The sequence below is a fragment of the Azospirillum largimobile genome (genome assembly GCF_977007025.2).
Genome location: NZ_CDRMUA020000003.1, coordinates 366330 through 384273 on the forward strand (window position 1 = coordinate 366330; position 17944 = coordinate 384273).

18 protein-coding genes are annotated in these 17944 nt (G+C 69.2%); 3 read left to right on the forward strand and 15 right to left on the reverse strand.

Going from position 1 to position 17944, the window contains the following annotated elements; all coding sequences use genetic code 11:
- Positions 1 to 77: 77 nt before the first annotated feature.
- From ACWPKK_RS19295 to ACWPKK_RS19305, 3 genes are read left to right on the forward strand one after another with little or no spacing between them, the layout of a single operon-like run.
- Complete coding sequence (locus ACWPKK_RS19295; RefSeq protein WP_452007320.1) at positions 78 to 1391, forward strand: NAD(P)/FAD-dependent oxidoreductase; 1314 nt, start codon at positions 78 to 80, stop codon at positions 1389 to 1391.
- The gene (locus ACWPKK_RS19300) at positions 1340 to 2122 is read left to right on the forward strand and encodes a lysophospholipid acyltransferase family protein (protein WP_452007322.1); all 783 of its coding nucleotides are present in this window, start codon (positions 1340 to 1342) and stop codon (positions 2120 to 2122) included. The genes ACWPKK_RS19295 and ACWPKK_RS19300 overlap by 52 nt, the downstream gene beginning before the upstream one ends.
- Positions 2116 to 2904 (forward strand): glycosyltransferase family 2 protein, encoded by a 789-nt coding sequence (locus ACWPKK_RS19305; protein WP_452008214.1) that lies wholly within the window; start codon positions 2116 to 2118, stop codon positions 2902 to 2904. Before ACWPKK_RS19300 ends, ACWPKK_RS19305 begins: the two co-directional genes overlap by 7 nt.
- On the opposite strand, the gene fabG is transcribed toward ACWPKK_RS19305, so the two are convergent.
- The 15 genes from fabG to ccoG form a co-directional block, all read right to left on the reverse strand.
- Complete coding sequence (gene fabG, locus ACWPKK_RS19310; protein WP_452007324.1) at positions 2885 to 3604, reverse strand: 3-oxoacyl-ACP reductase FabG; 720 nt, start codon at positions 3602 to 3604, stop codon at positions 2885 to 2887. The two genes, ACWPKK_RS19305 and fabG, sit on opposite strands and share 20 nt — an antisense overlap.
- Complete coding sequence (locus ACWPKK_RS19315; RefSeq protein ID WP_452007326.1) at positions 3601 to 4050, reverse strand: hypothetical protein; 450 nt, start codon at positions 4048 to 4050, stop codon at positions 3601 to 3603. The genes fabG and ACWPKK_RS19315 overlap by 4 nt, the downstream gene beginning before the upstream one ends.
- Complete coding sequence (locus tag ACWPKK_RS19320) at positions 4047 to 4853, reverse strand: beta-ketoacyl synthase chain length factor (RefSeq protein WP_452007328.1); 807 nt, start codon at positions 4851 to 4853, stop codon at positions 4047 to 4049. Before ACWPKK_RS19320 ends, ACWPKK_RS19315 begins: the two co-directional genes overlap by 4 nt.
- Positions 4853 to 6046 (reverse strand): beta-ketoacyl-[acyl-carrier-protein] synthase family protein, encoded by a 1194-nt coding sequence (locus ACWPKK_RS19325; protein ID WP_452007330.1) that lies wholly within the window; start codon positions 6044 to 6046, stop codon positions 4853 to 4855. Before ACWPKK_RS19325 ends, ACWPKK_RS19320 begins: the two co-directional genes overlap by 1 nt.
- 10 nt (positions 6047 to 6056) lie before the next feature.
- A complete protein-coding gene (locus ACWPKK_RS19330) occupies positions 6057 to 6866 on the reverse strand; it encodes a class I SAM-dependent methyltransferase (protein ID WP_452007332.1) in 810 nt (269 codons plus the stop codon).
- A complete protein-coding gene (locus ACWPKK_RS19335) occupies positions 6859 to 7683 on the reverse strand; it encodes a polysaccharide deacetylase family protein (RefSeq protein ID WP_452007334.1) in 825 nt (274 codons plus the stop codon). Before ACWPKK_RS19335 ends, ACWPKK_RS19330 begins: the two co-directional genes overlap by 8 nt.
- Positions 7676 to 10051: an MMPL family transporter gene (locus ACWPKK_RS19340; protein ID WP_452007336.1), complete on the reverse strand. Its 2376-nt coding sequence runs from the start codon at positions 10049 to 10051 to the stop codon at positions 7676 to 7678. Before ACWPKK_RS19340 ends, ACWPKK_RS19335 begins: the two co-directional genes overlap by 8 nt.
- A complete protein-coding gene (locus ACWPKK_RS19345; protein ID WP_452007338.1) occupies positions 10048 to 10569 on the reverse strand; it encodes a LolA-related protein in 522 nt (173 codons plus the stop codon). Before ACWPKK_RS19345 ends, ACWPKK_RS19340 begins: the two co-directional genes overlap by 4 nt.
- Positions 10570 to 10645: 76 nt before the next feature.
- Complete coding sequence (locus ACWPKK_RS19350) at positions 10646 to 11608, reverse strand: LpxL/LpxP family acyltransferase (RefSeq protein WP_452007340.1); 963 nt, start codon at positions 11606 to 11608, stop codon at positions 10646 to 10648.
- Positions 11605 to 11928, reverse strand: a complete 324-nt coding sequence (locus ACWPKK_RS19355; protein ID WP_452007342.1) for a hypothetical protein — start codon at positions 11926 to 11928, stop codon at positions 11605 to 11607. The genes ACWPKK_RS19350 and ACWPKK_RS19355 overlap by 4 nt, the downstream gene beginning before the upstream one ends.
- An 11-nt stretch (positions 11929 to 11939) precedes the next feature.
- Positions 11940 to 13304, reverse strand: a complete 1365-nt coding sequence (locus ACWPKK_RS19360) for an AMP-binding protein (protein ID WP_452007344.1) — start codon at positions 13302 to 13304, stop codon at positions 11940 to 11942.
- A 13-nt stretch (positions 13305 to 13317) separates the two neighbouring features.
- Positions 13318 to 14022, reverse strand: a complete 705-nt coding sequence (locus tag ACWPKK_RS19365; RefSeq protein WP_452007346.1) for a hypothetical protein — start codon at positions 14020 to 14022, stop codon at positions 13318 to 13320.
- On the reverse strand, positions 14022 to 14297 hold the full coding sequence (locus ACWPKK_RS19370) for a phosphopantetheine-binding protein (RefSeq protein WP_452007348.1): 276 nt from the start codon (positions 14295 to 14297) through the stop codon (positions 14022 to 14024). Before ACWPKK_RS19370 ends, ACWPKK_RS19365 begins: the two co-directional genes overlap by 1 nt.
- 448 nt (positions 14298 to 14745) lie before the next feature.
- Entirely contained in the window at positions 14746 to 16236 is a 1491-nt protein-coding gene (locus tag ACWPKK_RS19375) for an aminotransferase-like domain-containing protein (protein WP_452007350.1), read from the reverse strand.
- A gap of 60 nt (positions 16237 to 16296) precedes the next feature.
- Positions 16297 to 17787 carry a cytochrome c oxidase accessory protein CcoG gene (gene ccoG / locus ACWPKK_RS19380; RefSeq protein ID WP_452007352.1) on the reverse strand — a complete coding sequence of 497 codons (1491 nt, stop codon included), beginning with the start codon at positions 17785 to 17787 and terminating at the stop codon, positions 16297 to 16299.
- Positions 17788 to 17944 lie beyond the last annotated feature (157 nt).

Here is a 17944-nt window from a genome sequence, read left to right on the forward strand (position 1 = left end):
CATTGCAGGAAACGGGTATCGGGAATCGAACAACCCAAAGCAGAACAACCGGGAGAGCGGCAAAGGCCGCAAAGGCGATGATGTCGAACGGCTCCGATTATGATTGCGACGTTCTGGTGGTGGGTGGCGGTCCGGCCGGATCGACCGCGGCGGCTCTTCTGGCCGGCAAGGGCCATCGGGTGATTCTGCTGGAGAAGGACCATCACCCGCGCTTCCACATCGGCGAATCGCTGCTTCCCTGCAATCTGCCCCTGCTGGAGCGGCTGGGCGTGCTGGAGGAAGTGGAGCGGATCGGGATGCTGAAATATGGGGCGGAGTTCGTGTCGCCCTACCATGGCAAAGCCGTCACCTTCGACTTCGCCAACGCCTGGGACAAGACCAAGCCCTATGCCTTTCAGGTCCGCAGGTCGGAATTCGACCATATCCTGATCCGCAACGCCGCCGCCAAGGGGGCGACCGTCATCGAAGGCTGCAAGGTGACCGACGTCGATATCCGCGGGACGGAGGGCACCATCGCCACCGCCCGCCAGGATGACGGCACCGTCCGCAGCCTGCGCACGCGCTTCCTGGTCGATGCGTCGGGCCGCGACACGCTGCTGGCCTCGCGCTTCGGCATCAAGCGGCGCAACGTCAAGCACAACAGTGCGGCGATGTTCGGCCATTTCACCGGCGCAAAGCGGCTGCCGGGCAAGGCCGAGGGCAACATCACCGTCTTCTGGTTCGACCATGGCTGGTTCTGGTTCATCCCGCTGGCGGACGGCACCACCAGCGTCGGCGCGGTCTGCTGGCCCTATTACTTCAAGACGCGCAAGACCGACCAGACCCGCTTCTTCCTGGACACGGTGGCGCTGTGCCCGGCGCTGGCGGAACGGCTGGAGGGGGCGGAGCTGACCGGCCCGGTGACGGGGACCGGCAACTTCTCCTATCAGGCGGACCGCATGTCGGGGCCGGGATACGTCATGCTGGGCGACGCCTTCGCCTTCATCGACCCGGTCTTTTCCACCGGCGTCTATCTGGCGATGACCAGTGCCTTCGAAGGGGCCGAGGCGGTCGATGCCTGCCTGCGCGAACCGGCGCGGCAGAGCCAAGTGCTGAAGCATTTCGAGCAGACCGTCCGGCAGGGGATCGGCACCTTCTCCTGGTACATCTACCGGGTGACGACACCGGCCCTGCGAAACCTGTTCATGGGGCCGCGCAACGTCTTCCGGGTGGAGGAGGCGCTGCTGTCGCTTCTGGCCGGCGACGTCTTCCGTCCGTCGCCGATCAAGGCCCGGCTGAAGATATTCAAGGCGATCTACTACATGAACGCCCTGCTGGACTTGAAAAGGAACTACATGGCATGGCGGAAACGGCGACAGAACGTGCGGACGCCCTTGGGCGACGCCGTCTGACCTTTGTCGGCACAGTCCGGCAGGTCTGGGAACATATCCTGTTCTATGGCCTGCTGTTCCTGTTCGGGCTGATGTCACTGGCCTGGAGCCTGACGGCGGCGCTGATCGGTCCGCTGCTGCCGCGCCGCATCGCCGGTCCGCTCGGCCGGCTGGCGATCAAGACCGGCTTCCGCCTCTATCTCGGCACGTTGCGGGCCTGCGGGGTGCTGAGGACGGATCTGTCGGCGTTGGACGGGCTGAAGGGCGACAGCGGATTGCTGATCTGCCCGAACCATCCGTCGATTCTGGATGCCGTGCTGCTGATCTCGCGGCTGCCGGACGTGGTCTGCATCGCCAAGGCCAAGGTCTACGACAATCTCTTCCTGGGCGGCGGGGCGCGGATGGCCGGCTACATCCGCAACGACGCGCCCAACTCCCTGGTCAAGATGGCGGCGCAGCAGGTCCGTGCCGGCCACCATCTGCTGATCTTCCCCGAAGGAACCCGCACCGAACGTGCGCCGGTCAACTCGCTGAAGGGCGGCTTCGCGCTGATCGCCAAGACGGCGGGGGCGCCGGTGCAGACCGTCTTCATCGACAGCAACAGCAATTTCCTCGGCAAGGGCTGGCCGCTGTTCCGCAAGCCCGAGTTTCCGCTGGTCTACACCGTCCGTCTCGGCCGCAGGTTCGATCCGGTCACGGACGTGCGCGGCCTCGTCGCCGAACTGGAACACCACTACAGGTCCGAATTGTGATCACCGACGCGTCATCCAGCCACCTCGTCCTGATTCCCAGCTACAACACCGGGGCGAAACTGTTCGAGACGGTGCAGGCGGCGCGCCTGCATTGGGCGCCGGTCTGGGTGGTGGTGGACGGCAGCACCGATGGCACGGTGGAGGAACTGCGTGCCATGGCCGCCGACGACCCCCATCTGCGTGTGCTGGAACTGCCGGCGAACCGTGGCAAGGGCGCCGCGGTGCTGCATGGGCTGGAGGAGGCGGAGCGCTGCGGCTTCACCCATGCGCTGACCATGGATGCCGACGGCCAGCATCCGGCCGACCGCATTCCACAGTTCCAAGGCGTTTCGCTGGCAAACCCCGATGCCCTGGTGCTGGGCAAGCCGGTGTTCGATGCCGCCGCCCCGCGGCTGCGGGTGGGTGGGCGCAAGATTTCGAACTGGTGGGCCAATCTGGAGACGCTGTGGGGCGGGATCGGCGATTCGCTGTTCGGCTTCCGCGTCTATCCGATCAAGCCGCTTAGGGCGGTGATGCGGCGCAATCCCTGGATGCGCCGCTTCGACTTCGATCCGGAGGCGGCGGTGCGGCTGTGCTGGCTCGGCCTTCGCACCATCAACGTGGCCGCACCCGTCCGCTACTTCAAACCGGAGGAGGGCGGGGTATCCCACTTCAAGTATGTCCGGGACAACGCCCTGCTGACCTGGATGCACACGCGGCTCGTGCTGGGCTTCATTGGCCGGCTGCCGATGCTGACGATCCGCCGGCTCCGCTCCCGGCCGCTCAGATCATCCCCCCGTTGATCGAGATGATCTGGCCGGAGATGTAGGCGGCGCGGTCGGACGCCAGGAAGGCGACGAGATCCGCCACCTCCTCCGGCCGGCCGGCACGCTTCATCGGCACCATCCGCTTGACGGTTTCGGCGTCGAAGGCGGCATCGGCCATGGGCGAGGCGATGATGCCCGGTGCCACCGCGTTGACGGTGATGCCGCGCGGTGCCAGTTCCAGCGCCAGCGATTTCGTCGCGCCATGCAATCCGGCCTTTGCCGCGGCATAGTTGGTCTGGCCGCGGTTGCCGGCGATGGCTGCCACCGACGACAGAGTGACGATCCGGCCCCAGCGCGTGCCGATCATCGGCATCAGCAGCGGTTGCGTCACGTTGAAGAAGCCGTTGAGCGAGACGTCCACCACGCGGCTCCACTGCTCCCGCCGCATGGCCGGCATCACCGCATCGTCATGGATGCCGGCATTGTTGACCAGAATCTGGATGGGGCCGGCTTCGAGCACGCGCTCCAGCGCGGCGGCGGCGGCATCGGCGTCGGTGACGTCGAATGCCAGCGGCTCCGCCGACCCGCCTGCCGCAGCGATCTCCGCCGCCAGTGCCACGGCGCGGTCGGCGGCGCCATTGGCGTGAACCAGCACATGACAACCATCCGCCGCCAGCGCCCTGCAGATCGCAGCCCCCAACGCCCCGCTGCCGCCGGTGACGAGTGCGCGTCTCATGCCGCCCCCAATTCCGCAACCCCGGCGTCGATCACCACTGCCGCCCGGCCGTTCAGCAACTCGCAGCCGCCTGCCGTGATGGAGAAGGCGTAGATCACGCGGCTGCCTTCGCCGGTCAGGTTCTCGGCATCGATGATCAGGTCGTCCGCCACATCGTCCAGCCGTTCGACATGGCAGGCTAGGTCGCGCAGGCTGGCAAGATATCCTGCGGCCGGGCGCGTTCCGCCGCCAGTCAGTCCGCCATGCACCGCCATGGCTTGCGACGCGTATTCCACCCCGCACAGGGCGGCGAGCCGCCCGGCATGGCGCAGCGGATTGTCCGGATCGCGATGGCTGCGCGCGATGCAGCGGATGCGGGTCTCATCCCAGGACAGCACGCCGTCCAGCAGGCACATGGTGCCGGCATGGGGAATGAGGGCCGCCAACGCATCACGCGTCATCATCATGGCGCGCCCACCCGGATCACCACCCGTCCGCCCGGCGGCAGGTCCAGCACCACCCTCTCTGGGCCGCCCCCCGCACAGACGCGCGCAAGCGCCGGCAGCAGCGGCAGGGCGCGGGCGGTCGGGTTGCCGGTCCGCAGCGCCTCCAGCCCGATGTCGGCCATGCGGGTGACCGGTTCGTCCCCCCGCGCGATGTCAATGTCCAGGCAGGCAAGGCAGCGGTCGGTCGGCGTATGCGTCAGGACCAGCGCGGTGCCGAAGCTCCCGGCGATGGGGCGGGCCCTGTTCAGCGGCTCCGGATAGGGCAGGTCGTAGGCGATCAGCCCGACGGTCCAGCCGTCGGCCACCACCTCCGCCGCCGCCTCCAGCAAGCCGGCCTGGAAGCTCTCGTCATGGGCCGACAGGCTGGTGGAGGGCTCGCGCGAGCGGGTGGCGATGCTCCAATAGCCGGCCGGCGCATTGTGGACGGAGTTGTGGAAGCGCGTTGGCGAGATGTCGCGCTCCTCCGTCGCCAGCGTTTCGAGGATCTGGTGCAAGGTGTCGGGATCACCGCTGGAGGAGGCGAAGACGGTGGCGACGGTCGCGGGATCGCGACCCGCCTGCTCCATCGCCTCCGCGCCCACTGCCATGGCAAGCTTCACGGTCGGCACGCCGCGCCGCCGCTCGGCCGGGGGCAGCAGGGGGCTGGCGCTCAGCACGGCCGGCATCGCCACATAGGGACTGTCGCCGGTGAGGATGGCGCGCGAAGCCGCCCAGCCGGCCAAGCCGGGGCCGAGCAGGCCGATGCCTTCGACATGGACCCGCATCAGGCGGCCCACCCGAAGATCAGGCTGCTGTTGCTGCCGCCGAAACCAAAGGAATTGGTCATCACGCGGTCCATCCGTCCGGTTTCGTTGGCCTGGAGGTAGCGGCTGCGCAGGGCGGGATCGAGAGTGCGGGTCTGCGGGCTGCCGGGGATCAGCCCGGTGCGCAGAGCCAGTATGCTGACGATCGCCTCGACGACGCCGGCGGCGCCCAGCGTGTGGCCGGTGTAGCCCTTGGTCGAGCTGACCGGGGTGCGGGTGCCGAGCAACTCGGTGATCGCGCGGTCCTCCGCCGCGTCGCCATAGGTGGTCGCGGTGCCGTGCAGGTTGACGTAGTCGATGTCCCGAGGCTTTAGGCCGGCATCTGCCAGCGCCCGCTCCATCGCCAGCCGGGCGCCCAGCCCCTCCGGATGCGGGGTGGACATGTGGTGGGCGTCGTTGCTTTCGCCGGCCCCCAGCAGATGGACGCTTCCCGCCGCCGGCCCGGAGGTCGCGCGCTCCAGCAGGGCGAAGCCGGCGCCTTCACCCAGCGAGACGCCGCTGCGCTGAGCGTCGAACGGCCGGCAGGGGGTGGGGGAGACCAGTTCCAGCGAGTGGAAACCATAGAGCGTGGTCAGGCACAGGCTGTCGGCCCCGCCGACCACCGCCGCGTCGCACAGGCCTGCCGCGATCATGCGGGCGGCATTGGCGAAGACCTTCGACGTGGTCGCACAGGCCGACGAGACGACGAAGGCCGGACCCTCCAGCCCCAGGCGGCGGCGGACGAAATCGGCGAGCGAGCCGGTGCTGTGGGTGGTCGCGAAATTGAACTCGGCCGGCAGGGCGCCGGACCGCGGGTCGCGCGCCCGGAAGGCCAATTCCGCAGACAGGATGCCGGAGGTGCTGGTGCCGAGGAAGACGCCGATCCTGTGCGCGCCATAGCGTTCCCGTGCCGCGGCCACCGCTTCGGCGAAGCCGTCCTGCCGCAATGCCATGTCGGCCAGCCGGTTGTTGCGGCACTCGTAGACGGCGAGTTCGGCCGGCAGGCGGACATCGTCCAGCCCCTCCACCTCGCCGATATGCGTGTCGAGCGTGACCGTCTCGAAACTGCAAGGCCTCAGGCCGCCACGGCCATTCCGCAGAGCATCCAGGGTGGCATCCTGCCCAGCGCCAAGGCTGCTGACGATGCTCATATGGCTTACGGCAAGTGGCTGCACGATGAATTTCTTATGAATGTTGGACAGGTCTATGGTCGGTCTGCGTTTTCATTGCACGTTGAATGCTAGCATCTGCAATTTCATGCGAGAAAGGACAAAAATGGACTGGATCGCTGCTTCGGCGGGCTATGAACAAGGTGTTGGCGAAGGGCGTGCCCTGGCTCATCGGCAGGGCGGTGGCGGTCAGGCCCAGCCCGTTCAGCAGGGATAGCCAATCGGCCGAAGGGCGGTAAGTCAGGGTTTGCCGCCATTGGCCGCGTGCGGCGCAGGCGGCCTGCTCGGCCCAGCGGGTAATCTGGAATGGCAGGCCGCCACCGGAATCCGCCTCCCGCAGCAGCAGAACGCCGCCCGGCGCCAGCACCTCGGCGCAGCGCGCCAGCACCGCCGCCTGCTCCTCCGGGTTCAGATAGAGCAGGACGTCCAGGATGACGATGGCGTCGCTGGGCGGCAGGTCGACCTTGCGGATGTCACCGTGGCTGACGGCATCCGCGCCCAGCGCCGCTTGCGCGATCCGAACCCGCCGGGGCGACAGTTCCACCCCCCGGGTGGCGAGGTCGGTGGGCGGGGCCGGCCAGTCCGCCGGCCAGTCGCCGAAGGCGTGCCGTTCGGCCGCCGCGCGCAGCAGCGCGGTCAGCACGCCCTGCCCGCAGCCGAGGTCGAGCAGCCGTCCGCGGGCGGGAAGCAGCGGCTGGCTCAGCAGGTGGCGGAAGACGGGATCGCCGGCAAGCTTGCCCTTGGCGAAATGCCAGGCATAGCGGCCGCAGGGGCGGTAGGGCCGGGCGGCGGCGGTCACTAGTTCCCGGAAGACGGCCTCAGACATCGGGCACTCCATCGGGGGCCACTCCCTCCAGCGATACGGCCGTCAGCCCGCGGGCGGCCAGCTTGTCGAGCAGGCGGGGCAGCACCGTCAGAACAACCGGCCGGCCGTCGCCGTCGCGGGCGGCGGAGCCGTCATGCAGCATCAGCAGGTCGCCGGGGCCGAGCCCGCGGAGCAGGCGCCGTTCCACCGCTGCCGGATCGCGCCGCACCGCATCAAAGCCGCGCCGGGTCCAGGTCGCCAGACGCAGGCCGAATCCGGCGAGGATGGGATCGAGCAGGGGGTTGCGCAATCCCGCCGGCGGCTTGAAGAAGCGCGGCGGCCGGCCGGCGAGATCGTTGAGGATCGTTTGCGCCGCTCCCACCTCGCGCCGGATCGCGCGGATGCCCATGGCGGCGAAGCGGTGGGAATGGTGCCAGCTGTGGTTCTCCACCGTATGGCCGCAACGGACGATGGCTTCGACCAGGGCGGGGTGACGGGCGGCGCGGTCGGCGATGCAAAAGAAACTGGCGCGGGCGCCGGCACGGTCCAGCAGGTCGAGGACGGCGGGCGTCACCTCCGGATCGGGACCATCGTCGAAGCAAAGGCCGACCTGATTCAGCCGGGCGTTGGCCTCCGGCAGGCGGCGCAGGTTGGGGCCGAGCAGGCTGCTGCGCGGCCAAAGCCCGATTGCGCCAAGCAGGGCGTGGTTGCCCACCACTGCTCCCAGCGCCCAAGGCCAGGATGCCGGCGCCGCCGCGACGCCTGCCGCGGCGGCGACATGCAGAAGGGCGGAGGCTCGCAGCAAGGGGGCCGGGCGCCAGCGGATCGGGTCAGGCATGCCCCTCAACCTCCCGTGCCTTGGCGGTGTCCTGCCGGCTCAGCACCGCGGCGAAGGCGAGGCTGAGGAAAGCGCCGATGGCGACGGTCATGCCGATGCCGTGCAGAACGGGGATGCCGGAGAAGGCCAGCGTTCCAAAGCCGATGACGGTGCAGAGGTTGGCGATGGCGACCGACGCGACCGTGCGCTCGCGCAAGGCCGCGGATGGCTCCGGCCGCTCGAACAGCAGCGAATAGTTGGACCCAACCCCGACCACCAAAAGCAGCCCCACCAGATGGAAGATCGACAGCGCCTGTCCCAGTGCCGTCAGCAGCGCCATGGTGACGACCACTGCCGCCGCCAGCGGCATCACCGCCACCGCCAGCGACCGCAGGGAGCGGAGCGCCGCGGCGAGCAGCAGCGTGATGGCGCCCGCACCCAGCACCGCCAGCGTCAGCGCCTCCTGCCGATAAGTGCGGTAGAGGCGGTCGGATTCCTCCTTCAGGTTCAGCAGGACGGCTTCGCGCGCCGTCTCCTCGCCGGCCAGCCGGGCGGCAACGGCCTGCGGGTCGGTGACGCCGCGCAGAGGCAGCATGGCGGTCCAGCCGTCTCCATTGCGGACCAGCAGGGAATCGAGCTTCAGCTTCAGGCTGGTGCCGTCCAGGCTGGCAGGGGTCAGCAGCGGCATGGTCCTGGCCTTCTCCGCATCGGCCAGGAAGGGGGCGAAGGCGTCGGGACGGAAGGGCAGGCCCTGCAGTGCTTCGTTCAGCGCCGCGCGCAGAGTGTCAGGCGGCGGCAGGGCGGCTTGGCGGGCGCGCTGGGTCGCCTGGCTCGGCAGCGTCAGGGCGGGGGTGTCGTAGCCGGCGATCAGCCGGTCGCGGACCAGCGCCTCCAACGGGGCGGCCAGCCGTTCGGCGGCGGCCAGAGCCTCGTCCGCCGTGGCGGCGCCAGTAACCAGCAGGTGGCCGGCGTCGGGCGCGCCGAGATCGCGGCGCAGCGCCTCGTCCAGCTTCTGGTCCGCCTCCGCGATGGGGCTCAGGCTCGACAGCTCCGCCGACCAGACGGCCGGCCCCTGGTGGACCAGCCATGCCAGCGACAGCAGCGTCGCGGCGGCGAGCGGCAGGCGCAAGGCCGGGGCCGCACCGGTCAGGGCGGTCAGCACCGGTGCCAGCCGTGCCGGCCGCTCCGTCGAATATCCCTCCGGCAACAGGGTCGGCAGCACCCAGCGGGTGACGGCCAACGCCACCAGCAGCCCGGTGATGGAGAAGAGACCGAGCTGTGCCAGCCCGCTGAAGCTGGAGACCAGCATCGCTCCGAAACCGACGATGGAGGTCGCCACCCCCAGCATAAGCGTCGGCCAGATGCGCAGCAAGGTCCGCCGCGCCGGGCTGCCCGGCTGGGTCTGGCTGAAGAGATAGATGGCGTAGTCGACGCTCTCGCCCAGCAGGGTGACGCCGAAGCCCAGCGTGATGCCGTGCACCGTGCCGAACCCCAGCCCGACCGCCGCCACGCCGCCCAGCGCCCCGGTCGCCGCGGGCAGCAGCGACAGTGCCAGGACGCGCAAGGACCGGTAGACCAGCAGCAGAACCCCGGCCACCAGCAGCGTCGCGGTGATGGAGGCGCGTGTCGCATTCGCCTCGATCCGGTCGCGCGTCTGGACGGAGAAGACCGCCGGCCCGGTCATCACCAGCCGCGCGGCGCCGTCCGCCCCGCGAACCTGATCGAACGCGCCGCGGACAAGGTCCAGCGTCTTCTGTTGGGCGTCGAGGTCGAAGCCGGGGGCGGTCGTCTGCACCAGCAGCAGCGCCCGTGCCCCATCTGCCGAAACCCACACCCCGTCACGGCTGGCCGGGCCGCTGGTGCTGCCCATAATTTGGTCGGTCAGGCGCAGGATTTCGGCGGTGGGATCGGCCGGCAAAGCCTGTTTCAGGAACATCCCCGCCGGCGATTGCAGAAGGCGCAGGTCGTTCTGCAAGGCCTGCCGCAGCCCGTCGGCGGTGAAACGGTCCGGCGTGACGGCGGGGCTGAGGAGGTAGCGGTTGGTCCAGAGATAGGCACCGTCGGCGCCACGCCCGGTCCGCTCGCCATTCTCCACCGCCGCGACCAGCGGGTTGCCGCGCAGCCGGGCGGCGAGGTCGCGGCTGAGGCCGGTCAACCGGTCCGGGGCGTCGCCCTCTACCGCAACGAGGATCAGGCGGGAGACGACGCCGTCGCGCAGCTGGTCGACCAGCAATTGCTGGGTCGGAGACGGCGAGCGGGGCAGGAAGGCGGAGAGGTCGGCGGTGACGGGCGTGCGCGCCACCAGCAGCCCGCAGGCGATCAGCCCGGCCAGCCACAGCGCGATGCCCCATCCGGCCCCCCATCCGCCCCGTCGCACCGCACCGGTCATGCGGGGTCCGGCTGGATGGTCATGATCGAGCGGTCGCCGTCGGCCTGGAGAATCTCGATCCGGCGGATCACCGCCTCCCGGCCGGCGATGACTATGCGCTGCACGGTTGCGCGCGCCTCATCAGCCCGCGGAGTCAACTGCATGCGCCAATCCTGCTCCGTGCCGTCCAGCGCAACCTCGTAGAAGCGCATGATGGCGGGAACGTCGCCGCGCAGGGTCGCGCGGATGCTCTCCACATAGGTCTGGATTTCCGGCACCGAGGATACCGACAGCGTGCGCGACGCCCCGTCGGCCTGGGTCAGCGTCAGCCGGTCGCCGTCCAGCCGCAGGCTTTCCGCCTGGGGCTGCAGGGTGCGCTTTTCCAGGAAATCCGGCCGCCGGTAGGTCAGCGTTCCGCTGCTCTCCATCGGGGCGTTCAGCAGGCTGACCTCGCGCGTCTCGACGAAGCGGGCATTGGAGCTGCCGATCGCGGCGAAGCGGGCGAACAGGTCCTCCAGACCCCACGGTTCCGCCGCCATTGCCGGCATGGCGCCAGCCGACAGAATGACGGCCAGCCCTGCGGTAATCAGACGCCGGGGCAGGCACCCCCCCGATCTATTTCCAGAAATCATAGAAATTGAACCAGTTGTAGGGGTGGGAGCGGGCGTAATGCTCCAGCCGGTCGGCGAAGCGCCCGGCGGCCCAACGCACCAGACCCGGACGGTCCTGCACCGGCACGTCGGAGAAGTCGGCGATCCGCTCGAAATGGACGTCGTAGCGGCGACCGCCATGGTAGATCCCGACCATCAGCACCACCGGGCGCTTCAGCATCGCCGCCAGCTGGAACGGCCCCAACGCGAAGCCGGCCGGCTGGCCCAGGAAAGGCAGGCGGACCTCCTCCTCCCCGTCGAGGGTACGGTCGGCCAGCATGCCGACGAAATGGCCCTGGTCCAGCCGTTCGCGCACGCGCAGCATCGAATCCGGCCGGCCGAGCCCGATCACCTCCATCGACAGCAGCGGGTTGATGGCGTTGAGCACCGAATTGATCTTGCGCGCGTTCTCCTCGTACATCACCAGGCTGACGCGCAGATCCCTTTGGCGGTGGCCCAGCATGCGGATCGCCTCGAAGCTGCCCATATGGGCGCCGAGCAGCAGGCAACCCTCTCCCCGCTCCATCAGGTCGATGACGATGTCCTCGCCATGGACGCGGATATCGAAATCGTCGGACTGGTCGTTCAGGAAGAAGACGCGGTCGAGCAGGCAGGCGGCGAAGACGTGATAGTGCCGGAACAGGTCGCCGAAGCCGGGCGCCCGTCCCAGCGCCTTGGACAGGAACAGCGCCGAGGCGATCCGCGGCTTGCGCGAGAACAGTACGAAATAGAGGCAAATCGGGTAGAGCAGCAGCCTCGCCGCCCGCCGGCCGAGCCGCAGGGCAACCCAGACGATGAACTTGATCGCCGTCGTCGTGCTGCGCTCCGGCCGGTTCATCCACTCCTTGCGGCGGCGGCGCGGCGGCGGCGGGGCGATGGGGGAGGCCGCGGCGTCCGCTGCCGGCTTCGCGCGCAGGGGAAGCTTCATGAGGTCACGCTTCCCATCATCATGCTGCTCATCGCCACGCTGCCGGTCATCACGGGACGGCCCGCGACGCTGCCGGTGAAGGCGATGCCGCCGGCGGCCGCAGCCTGCCATTCGACCTGCATCCGGTCGCCCGGCCGCACCGGATGCAGGAACTTGGCCGAGCGCAGCAGGCAGGGACCGGGCCGGCGTCCCTCCGCCGCTGCGATGGCGGACAAGGCGGTGTCGAGCAGCACGGCCCCCGGAATGACCGGATTGCCGGGGAAATGCCCGGCGGCGGTGGGATGGTCGACGGGGAACCCGATGTCGGTCTGATGAGGCACGTCAGCGGCACCTAGTCGCGTTGGGGGATGTCGAGCATCCGCAGCAACGCTTCCCGCGGCAGCTTGCCAGTCGGGTTGCGCGGCAGGGCGTCGACGAAGCGCAGCGGGCGCGGCAGGAAGATCGGGTCGATCCGCTCGCGCAAGGAGGCCAGCAGCGTCTCGGCGTTCAGGCCCGGCGCAACCACCAGCGCGGCGAGGCGGGTGGTTCCGCTCTCCCCCTCCTTCGGCATGAAGAAGACGCCGTCCTTCACCCCGTCCACCGAATTCAGATGGTGGTTGAGGAAGGCGAGAGAGCTGCGCTTGCCGGCGATGTTGACCTGATCGGCGGAGCGGCCGTGCAGGATGAAGCGGGTGTCGCTCTTCAGCTCGATCACGTCGGCCAGCAGGGTCTCGCCGTCCAGGAAGTCGCCCGACGCCCAACTGCCCTGTTCGTCCTGGCGCAGGCGGATGCCGTCGATGCACAGCCACTCCGCCGTGGCGCTGGTGCGGCGGACGGCGACCTGACCGGTCTCCGAACAGCCGTAGATCTCGTGCAGCGGCGCACCAAGCTTCGCCTCAGCGTCGATGGCCAGCTGCGGGGCGAGCGGGGCGGTGGCGCAGAGGATCAGGTCTAGCGGCGGCAGGGCGGTGCCGTCGGCGAGCAGGGCCTGCAGGTGGACCGGCGTGGTCACCAGGATGCGGCGGCCCGGGAAGGCGCCGAGGCAGGCGGCGATGTCGGCCGGGAACAGCGGGCGGCCGGCATGGAGGACCAGCCCATGCTGCAGGGCCAGCAGCGCCACCGATTCCAGCCCGTACATGTGCTGGTGCGGCACGGTCCCGACCAGACCGGCGGCGCCGAGCCCGGCGATGCCGAGGGCGGTTCCGGCGCCATGGACGCTGCGCACCAGCGTTCCCCAGCTCTTGACCTGCGGCATCGGCCGGCCGGTGGAGCCGGAGGTGAAGGCGATGGCCGCGACCTGATCGGCCGGGAAGGCGAGATCGTCGTCGAAGGGCAATGCAGCGGCGGACAGGCGGTCGAGCCCGCCCGGCGGCAGCGCTTCGATACAGGTCATGCCGGGATAATCGGCCCCGACATCGGTCAGGCAGACGAGGCCGGGGTAGCTTTCCTCAAGCTGGCGCAGGGTGGCCGGCGTGTCGTTGGGCGGCAGCAGGCTGACCTGACGGCGCAGCAGCGCGGCCCCCAGCCCGACGACGAAGCCCAGCCGGTCGCCGCACAGGTTCAGCACGAAGCCGCCGTCGGGCAGGCGCCGGGCCAGATCGCGCACCGCGGCCAGATAGCCTCGCACCGTGACCGGCCGGCCGTCGTGCCAGGCGAACAGGTCGTCGGGACTGCCGTGCCGGATCAGGGGCAGGCGGGTGGTGGACAGCATCGTCATGGCAGGACCGTCATTATTGGGCCGTCATGGATTTGGCATCTTGGGGATCTGGCCGCTCCGAAAAGACGCGGACGACATCCGCGATGGAGCCGTGGGAATGGTTGCGGAATTTCCGCAGCCGGTAGGCGTATTCGGCCAGGAACATCGCAGCCACCAGCGGCAGGTCCAGCACGTTGATGAAGAAGGACCAGACCGTGTCGGGGGCGAGGCGGAACAGCAGGGCCGACATCGCCAGCTGCCCGGCGAAGAACAGGCACCAGGCGATGGTGACGCGGCGGGTGTAGACCAGCATCCCGTCGGTCAGGGTGCCGCGGATGCGCCGCGCGATCCAGGTGATCAGCGGCTCCCGCCCGGCGAGCAGGGTGCGGCCGAACAGGACAAGCAGGCCGACATAGATGGTGGCGTGGCTGACCGCCGAGGCCGCCAGCAGCCCGTCGCGGGCGGAGCGCCAGGACAGGCCCAGCAGGGCGATGGCGGCGGCCAACGCCACCCAGCGGTATCGGGGAGCGGCACGGCTGACCGCCACGCCGGTCACGGTGGCCTGGACCAGCGCCAGGGCCATGGCGGTGTCGGCATCCAGGTCGGCGACGATGGCGCCATGGACCAGCAGGGGGTAGAGGGCGAACAGCGACAGGCCGGCGCCGACCGCGAGCGCGCTTCTGGCACCGTTTCCGGCACCTCTGCCGCCTCCCCGGGCCTGGGCCGCGACGTCCGGCATCAGGCGGCTTTGAGCTGTTGAATGTGGTCGTTCAGCGTGCGCAGCGAGGTGAAGATCCTGGTGTTGTTCTCGTCATCCGCCCGCAGCTTCACCCCGTAGGTCTTGGAGACGGCGAGGGCCACCTCCAGGATGTCGATCGAATCGAGCCCCAGCCCTTCGCCGTACAGGGCGGCGTCCGGGTCGATGTCCTCCGGGGTGGTTTCCAGCGTCAGGGTATTCACGATCAGGGTCGCCAGATCGAGTTCGGCGGGAGACATGGTCTTCAAGTCACTCATTATGCCTCGCTAAAGCAACGCCTGTGACTCTCGAACTATTCTACCCCTTTCGATATAATCCGAGGGTGTAGAAAACCGTATTCGAGTCCCAAGATTCGCAATTTCAGGAGTCACGATAGCCACGCACCCGAAGCGATGCCATCATTATTTCGGAGTGATCAGTTTGTTTTGTTAAAGATTGAGTTTCTTTGCATCGATGTGTCGCCTGGGCCGCTCGGTAGGGTTGCCGATGGCGGGACCGGGTGAACATTTGAAACACGGTGGAACGGTTTTCCGGCCTCTGTTCACTGTTTCATGCGGCGGCACGGCAGCATGGGCGAAGACATGGCGACGTTTCCGGCGGAAGGCCGGACATGGTCGGAGGTGGGGCGGACAGGGCTGTGGAGACGACGCCAAAGTCTAAGGTCGGGCGAAGCCGCTGACCATCGAAAGTTGGAAAGAGTGGCTTTCAGATCACGATGCCGGCAAGGGCCGGGCTCTGCTCCAACGTGTCGGCCAGGATCTCCAGCATGTGGCGGCAGTCAGCGCGTGTGACCGGGGCGCCAAGGCAGATGCGCAGGGCCTCCGGGGCGGGGCCGGCGGTGAGAAAGGTGTCGCTGACGGCGGCGGCGATGCCGCGGCTGCGCAAATGGGCGGCGTACTCCCCGCGCGTCCAGGCCGGCGGCAGGCGAAGCCACAGGTGGAAGCCCTCCGGATGGGCGGTCATCGCGGAGGACGGCAGCAGGTCGCGCGCCATGCGCTGGCGGACCGTCGCCTCGGCCCGGATGGCGCCGAGAAGCGCGTCGGCGGTGCCGTCGGCGATCCATCGGGTGGCGACCGCGGTGGGGATCGGCGGGGTGCCGAGCATGGTCGCCCGCTGGGCGGCGGCCAGCCGCATCGCCTGACGGGCATCCGGTGCCGCGACATAGGTGATGCGCAGGCCCGGCGCCACGCATTTCGCCAGACCGGTGACATGGAAGGTCAGGTCCGGCGCCAGCGTCGCGATCGGCGGCGGCGCATCCTGCGGCAGCACGCCGTAGATGTCGTCCTCGATGATCGGGAGGCCGTGGTCGCGGGCAATGGCGGCGATGGCGGCGCGCCGGTCCGCCGGCAGGGTCGCCGTCGTCGGGTTGTGCAGGGTGGGGGTGCAGTAGAGCGCCTTCGGCGCATGGGCCTCGACGGCGGCGCGCAGGGCGTCGGGATCGAGCCCGTCGCCGTCCATCGCCACGCCGACCACCCGCAGCCCCAGTTGCCCGGCGATGGCCCTGAAACCGGGATAGGTCAGCGCCTCCGTACAGACAGTGTCGCCGGGGCGCGTCAGCATGCTGAGCAGGGCCAGCAGGGCGCTTTGCGTGCCGGGGCAGACGACGACCCGGCTGGTGTCCAGGCCGGCATCTGGTGCGCCGAGCCGCCGGGACAGCCAATGCGCGCCCGCCGCGCGATCCTCCTCCAGGCCGCCGGCCGCGGTTGCCGTGTCGGGATAGCGCAGCAGCGATTGCGGGTCGATCCGCAGCATGGCCTGGGCCAGACCCTGGCGCACGCGGTCCAGCAACTCCGGCGCGTCGGGCAAGGGCGGCTGGTTCATGGTCATGTCGATGATCGGCGCCGCCTCCCGCCGGACGGCGGTGGGCGGCTGGAGGTTCGGCGCGAGGCCGGTCTGCACGCTGATGAAGGTGCCCTGGCCGACACGGGCGTCGAGAAGCCCCCGGCGCCGCGCCTCGCCATAGGCCCGGCTGACCGTGGTCAGGTCCAGCCCCAGCCAGTCGGCGAGCGTGCGTTGCGGCGGCATCCGGTGCCCCGCCGCCAGCCGGCCGCTGCGGACATCGTCGGCGATGGCGTCGGCGATGGCGAGATAGACCGGCCTGTTGCGGTTCGCCAGATCGGGTTGCCAGATGCCGGAGTCGGATTGCTCCGCCGGATCGGAGCCTCCGGCGGCATGGGCCGGGATATCGGATTGCATGGACTGTCCTGACCGTTTCCTTGGCCCGCACCCTGCGGCGTTGTCCGCATCATATGCGGGTTATGGGGCGAGGAACACGCTGTCGTGCCGGACCGGTTCGCCGGCAGGCTCGGGCGTCAGCGTGAAGGCGAGCGGGGTGGAGGCCCCGGCCAGCACCGATTGCGGCACGCGGACCTGGATGCGGTAGGTCTCCACCGCGTTGCCGCGGGCCGACAGCGCCAGTTCGCCGGCCTCTCCGCTCCCGCCGGACAGGGCGAGGCTGGCCTGCGGCAGGCCGGACAGGGTGAGGCGGTAGTGACGGTCTTCCAGCGACATGTTGGCGATCTTGATGGTGTAGGCGTTCTGGATGCGCCCGTCGCTGAGCGCCACGAACAGCGGCGCCCGGTCGCGCAGCACGGCGATGTCGTTGCTGGGCTTCAGCGCCAGGGCAATGGCCATCGCGCCGCCGACAACCACCAGCATCAGGCCATAGACGATGGTCCGCGGCCGCAGCAGGCGGTAGCGCGGCGGCGGGGCGGCGGTGGCCTTCGCGGCTTGTGCGGTGAGGGTATCGAAGCGGATCAGGTCGCCGGGGCGGCCGATGCGCGCCATCACGTCGTTGCAGGCATCGACGCACAGGCCGCAGCCGATGCACTCCATCTGGATGCCGTCGCGGATGTCGATGCCGGTGGGACAGACCTGGATACACTGGCCGCAATCGATGCAGTCGCCGAAACCCTTGTGGGTGCGGGCGTCCCACCCCTCGCTCTTGCGCAGGGGCGCGCGCCCCTCGCCGCGCCAGTCCTGATAGGTGACGACCAGACTGTCCTCGTCCAGCATGGCGGCCTGGATGCGCGGCCAGGGGCAGACATAGAAGCACATCTGTTCGCGCATGAAGCCGGCCATCAGGTAGGTGCAGGCGGCCATGAACAGGACGGAGCCGGCGGCGAGCGCCGGGGCGTCGAAGCGCAGCAGATCCACCGCCAGCGTCGGCGCGTCCGTCAGGTAGGCGATGCTGAGGAAGCCGGTGACGGCGGAGATCGCCAGCCACGCCGCATGCTTCACCGCCTTCTTCGCCAGCCAGCGCGCGGTCCAGGGTTGCTTGTCCAGCCGGATGCGGTCGGTGCGGTCGCCCTCCACCCGCCGTTCCACCCAGACGAACAGGTCGGTCCACACCGTCTGCGGGCAGGTGAAGCCGCACCAGACCCGGCCGCCCAGCGCCGTCGCCAGGAACAGCCCGATGGCGGCGATGATCATCACCCCGGTGATGTAATAGACATGCTGCGGCCACAGCTGGAGCGCGAAGATGTAGAAGCGCTGGCTGCCGAGATCGAACAGCACCGCCTGGTCAGGCAAGTCCGGCCCGCGGTCCCAGCGCAGGAAGGGCAGCAGGGCGAACAGCGCCAGCAGCACCGCGCCGAGCCAGGTCTTCACCCGCCGGTATCGCCCGCGCACCGCCTTGGGATGGATCTTGCGGTGGGAGGCGTAGGCGGACTGCGGTTCATGCGTGGCGGAAGAGTGGTCCTTGGATTCGCCTGGGCGGCGGGTGATGATCGGCGCATCGCTGGGCATGGGGCACCTGGCACGAAGGAACCGTCAGGCCGCCGCATTCCAACAAAGCGTATGGAGCAGCGGCCTCTCGGCGATGCAGCTTGTATGGATTATTGACTGGATTGCTTCAAGCGGATTGCCGGAATTCTGTACCCGGGAACGGGCGTATGCGGTGGTT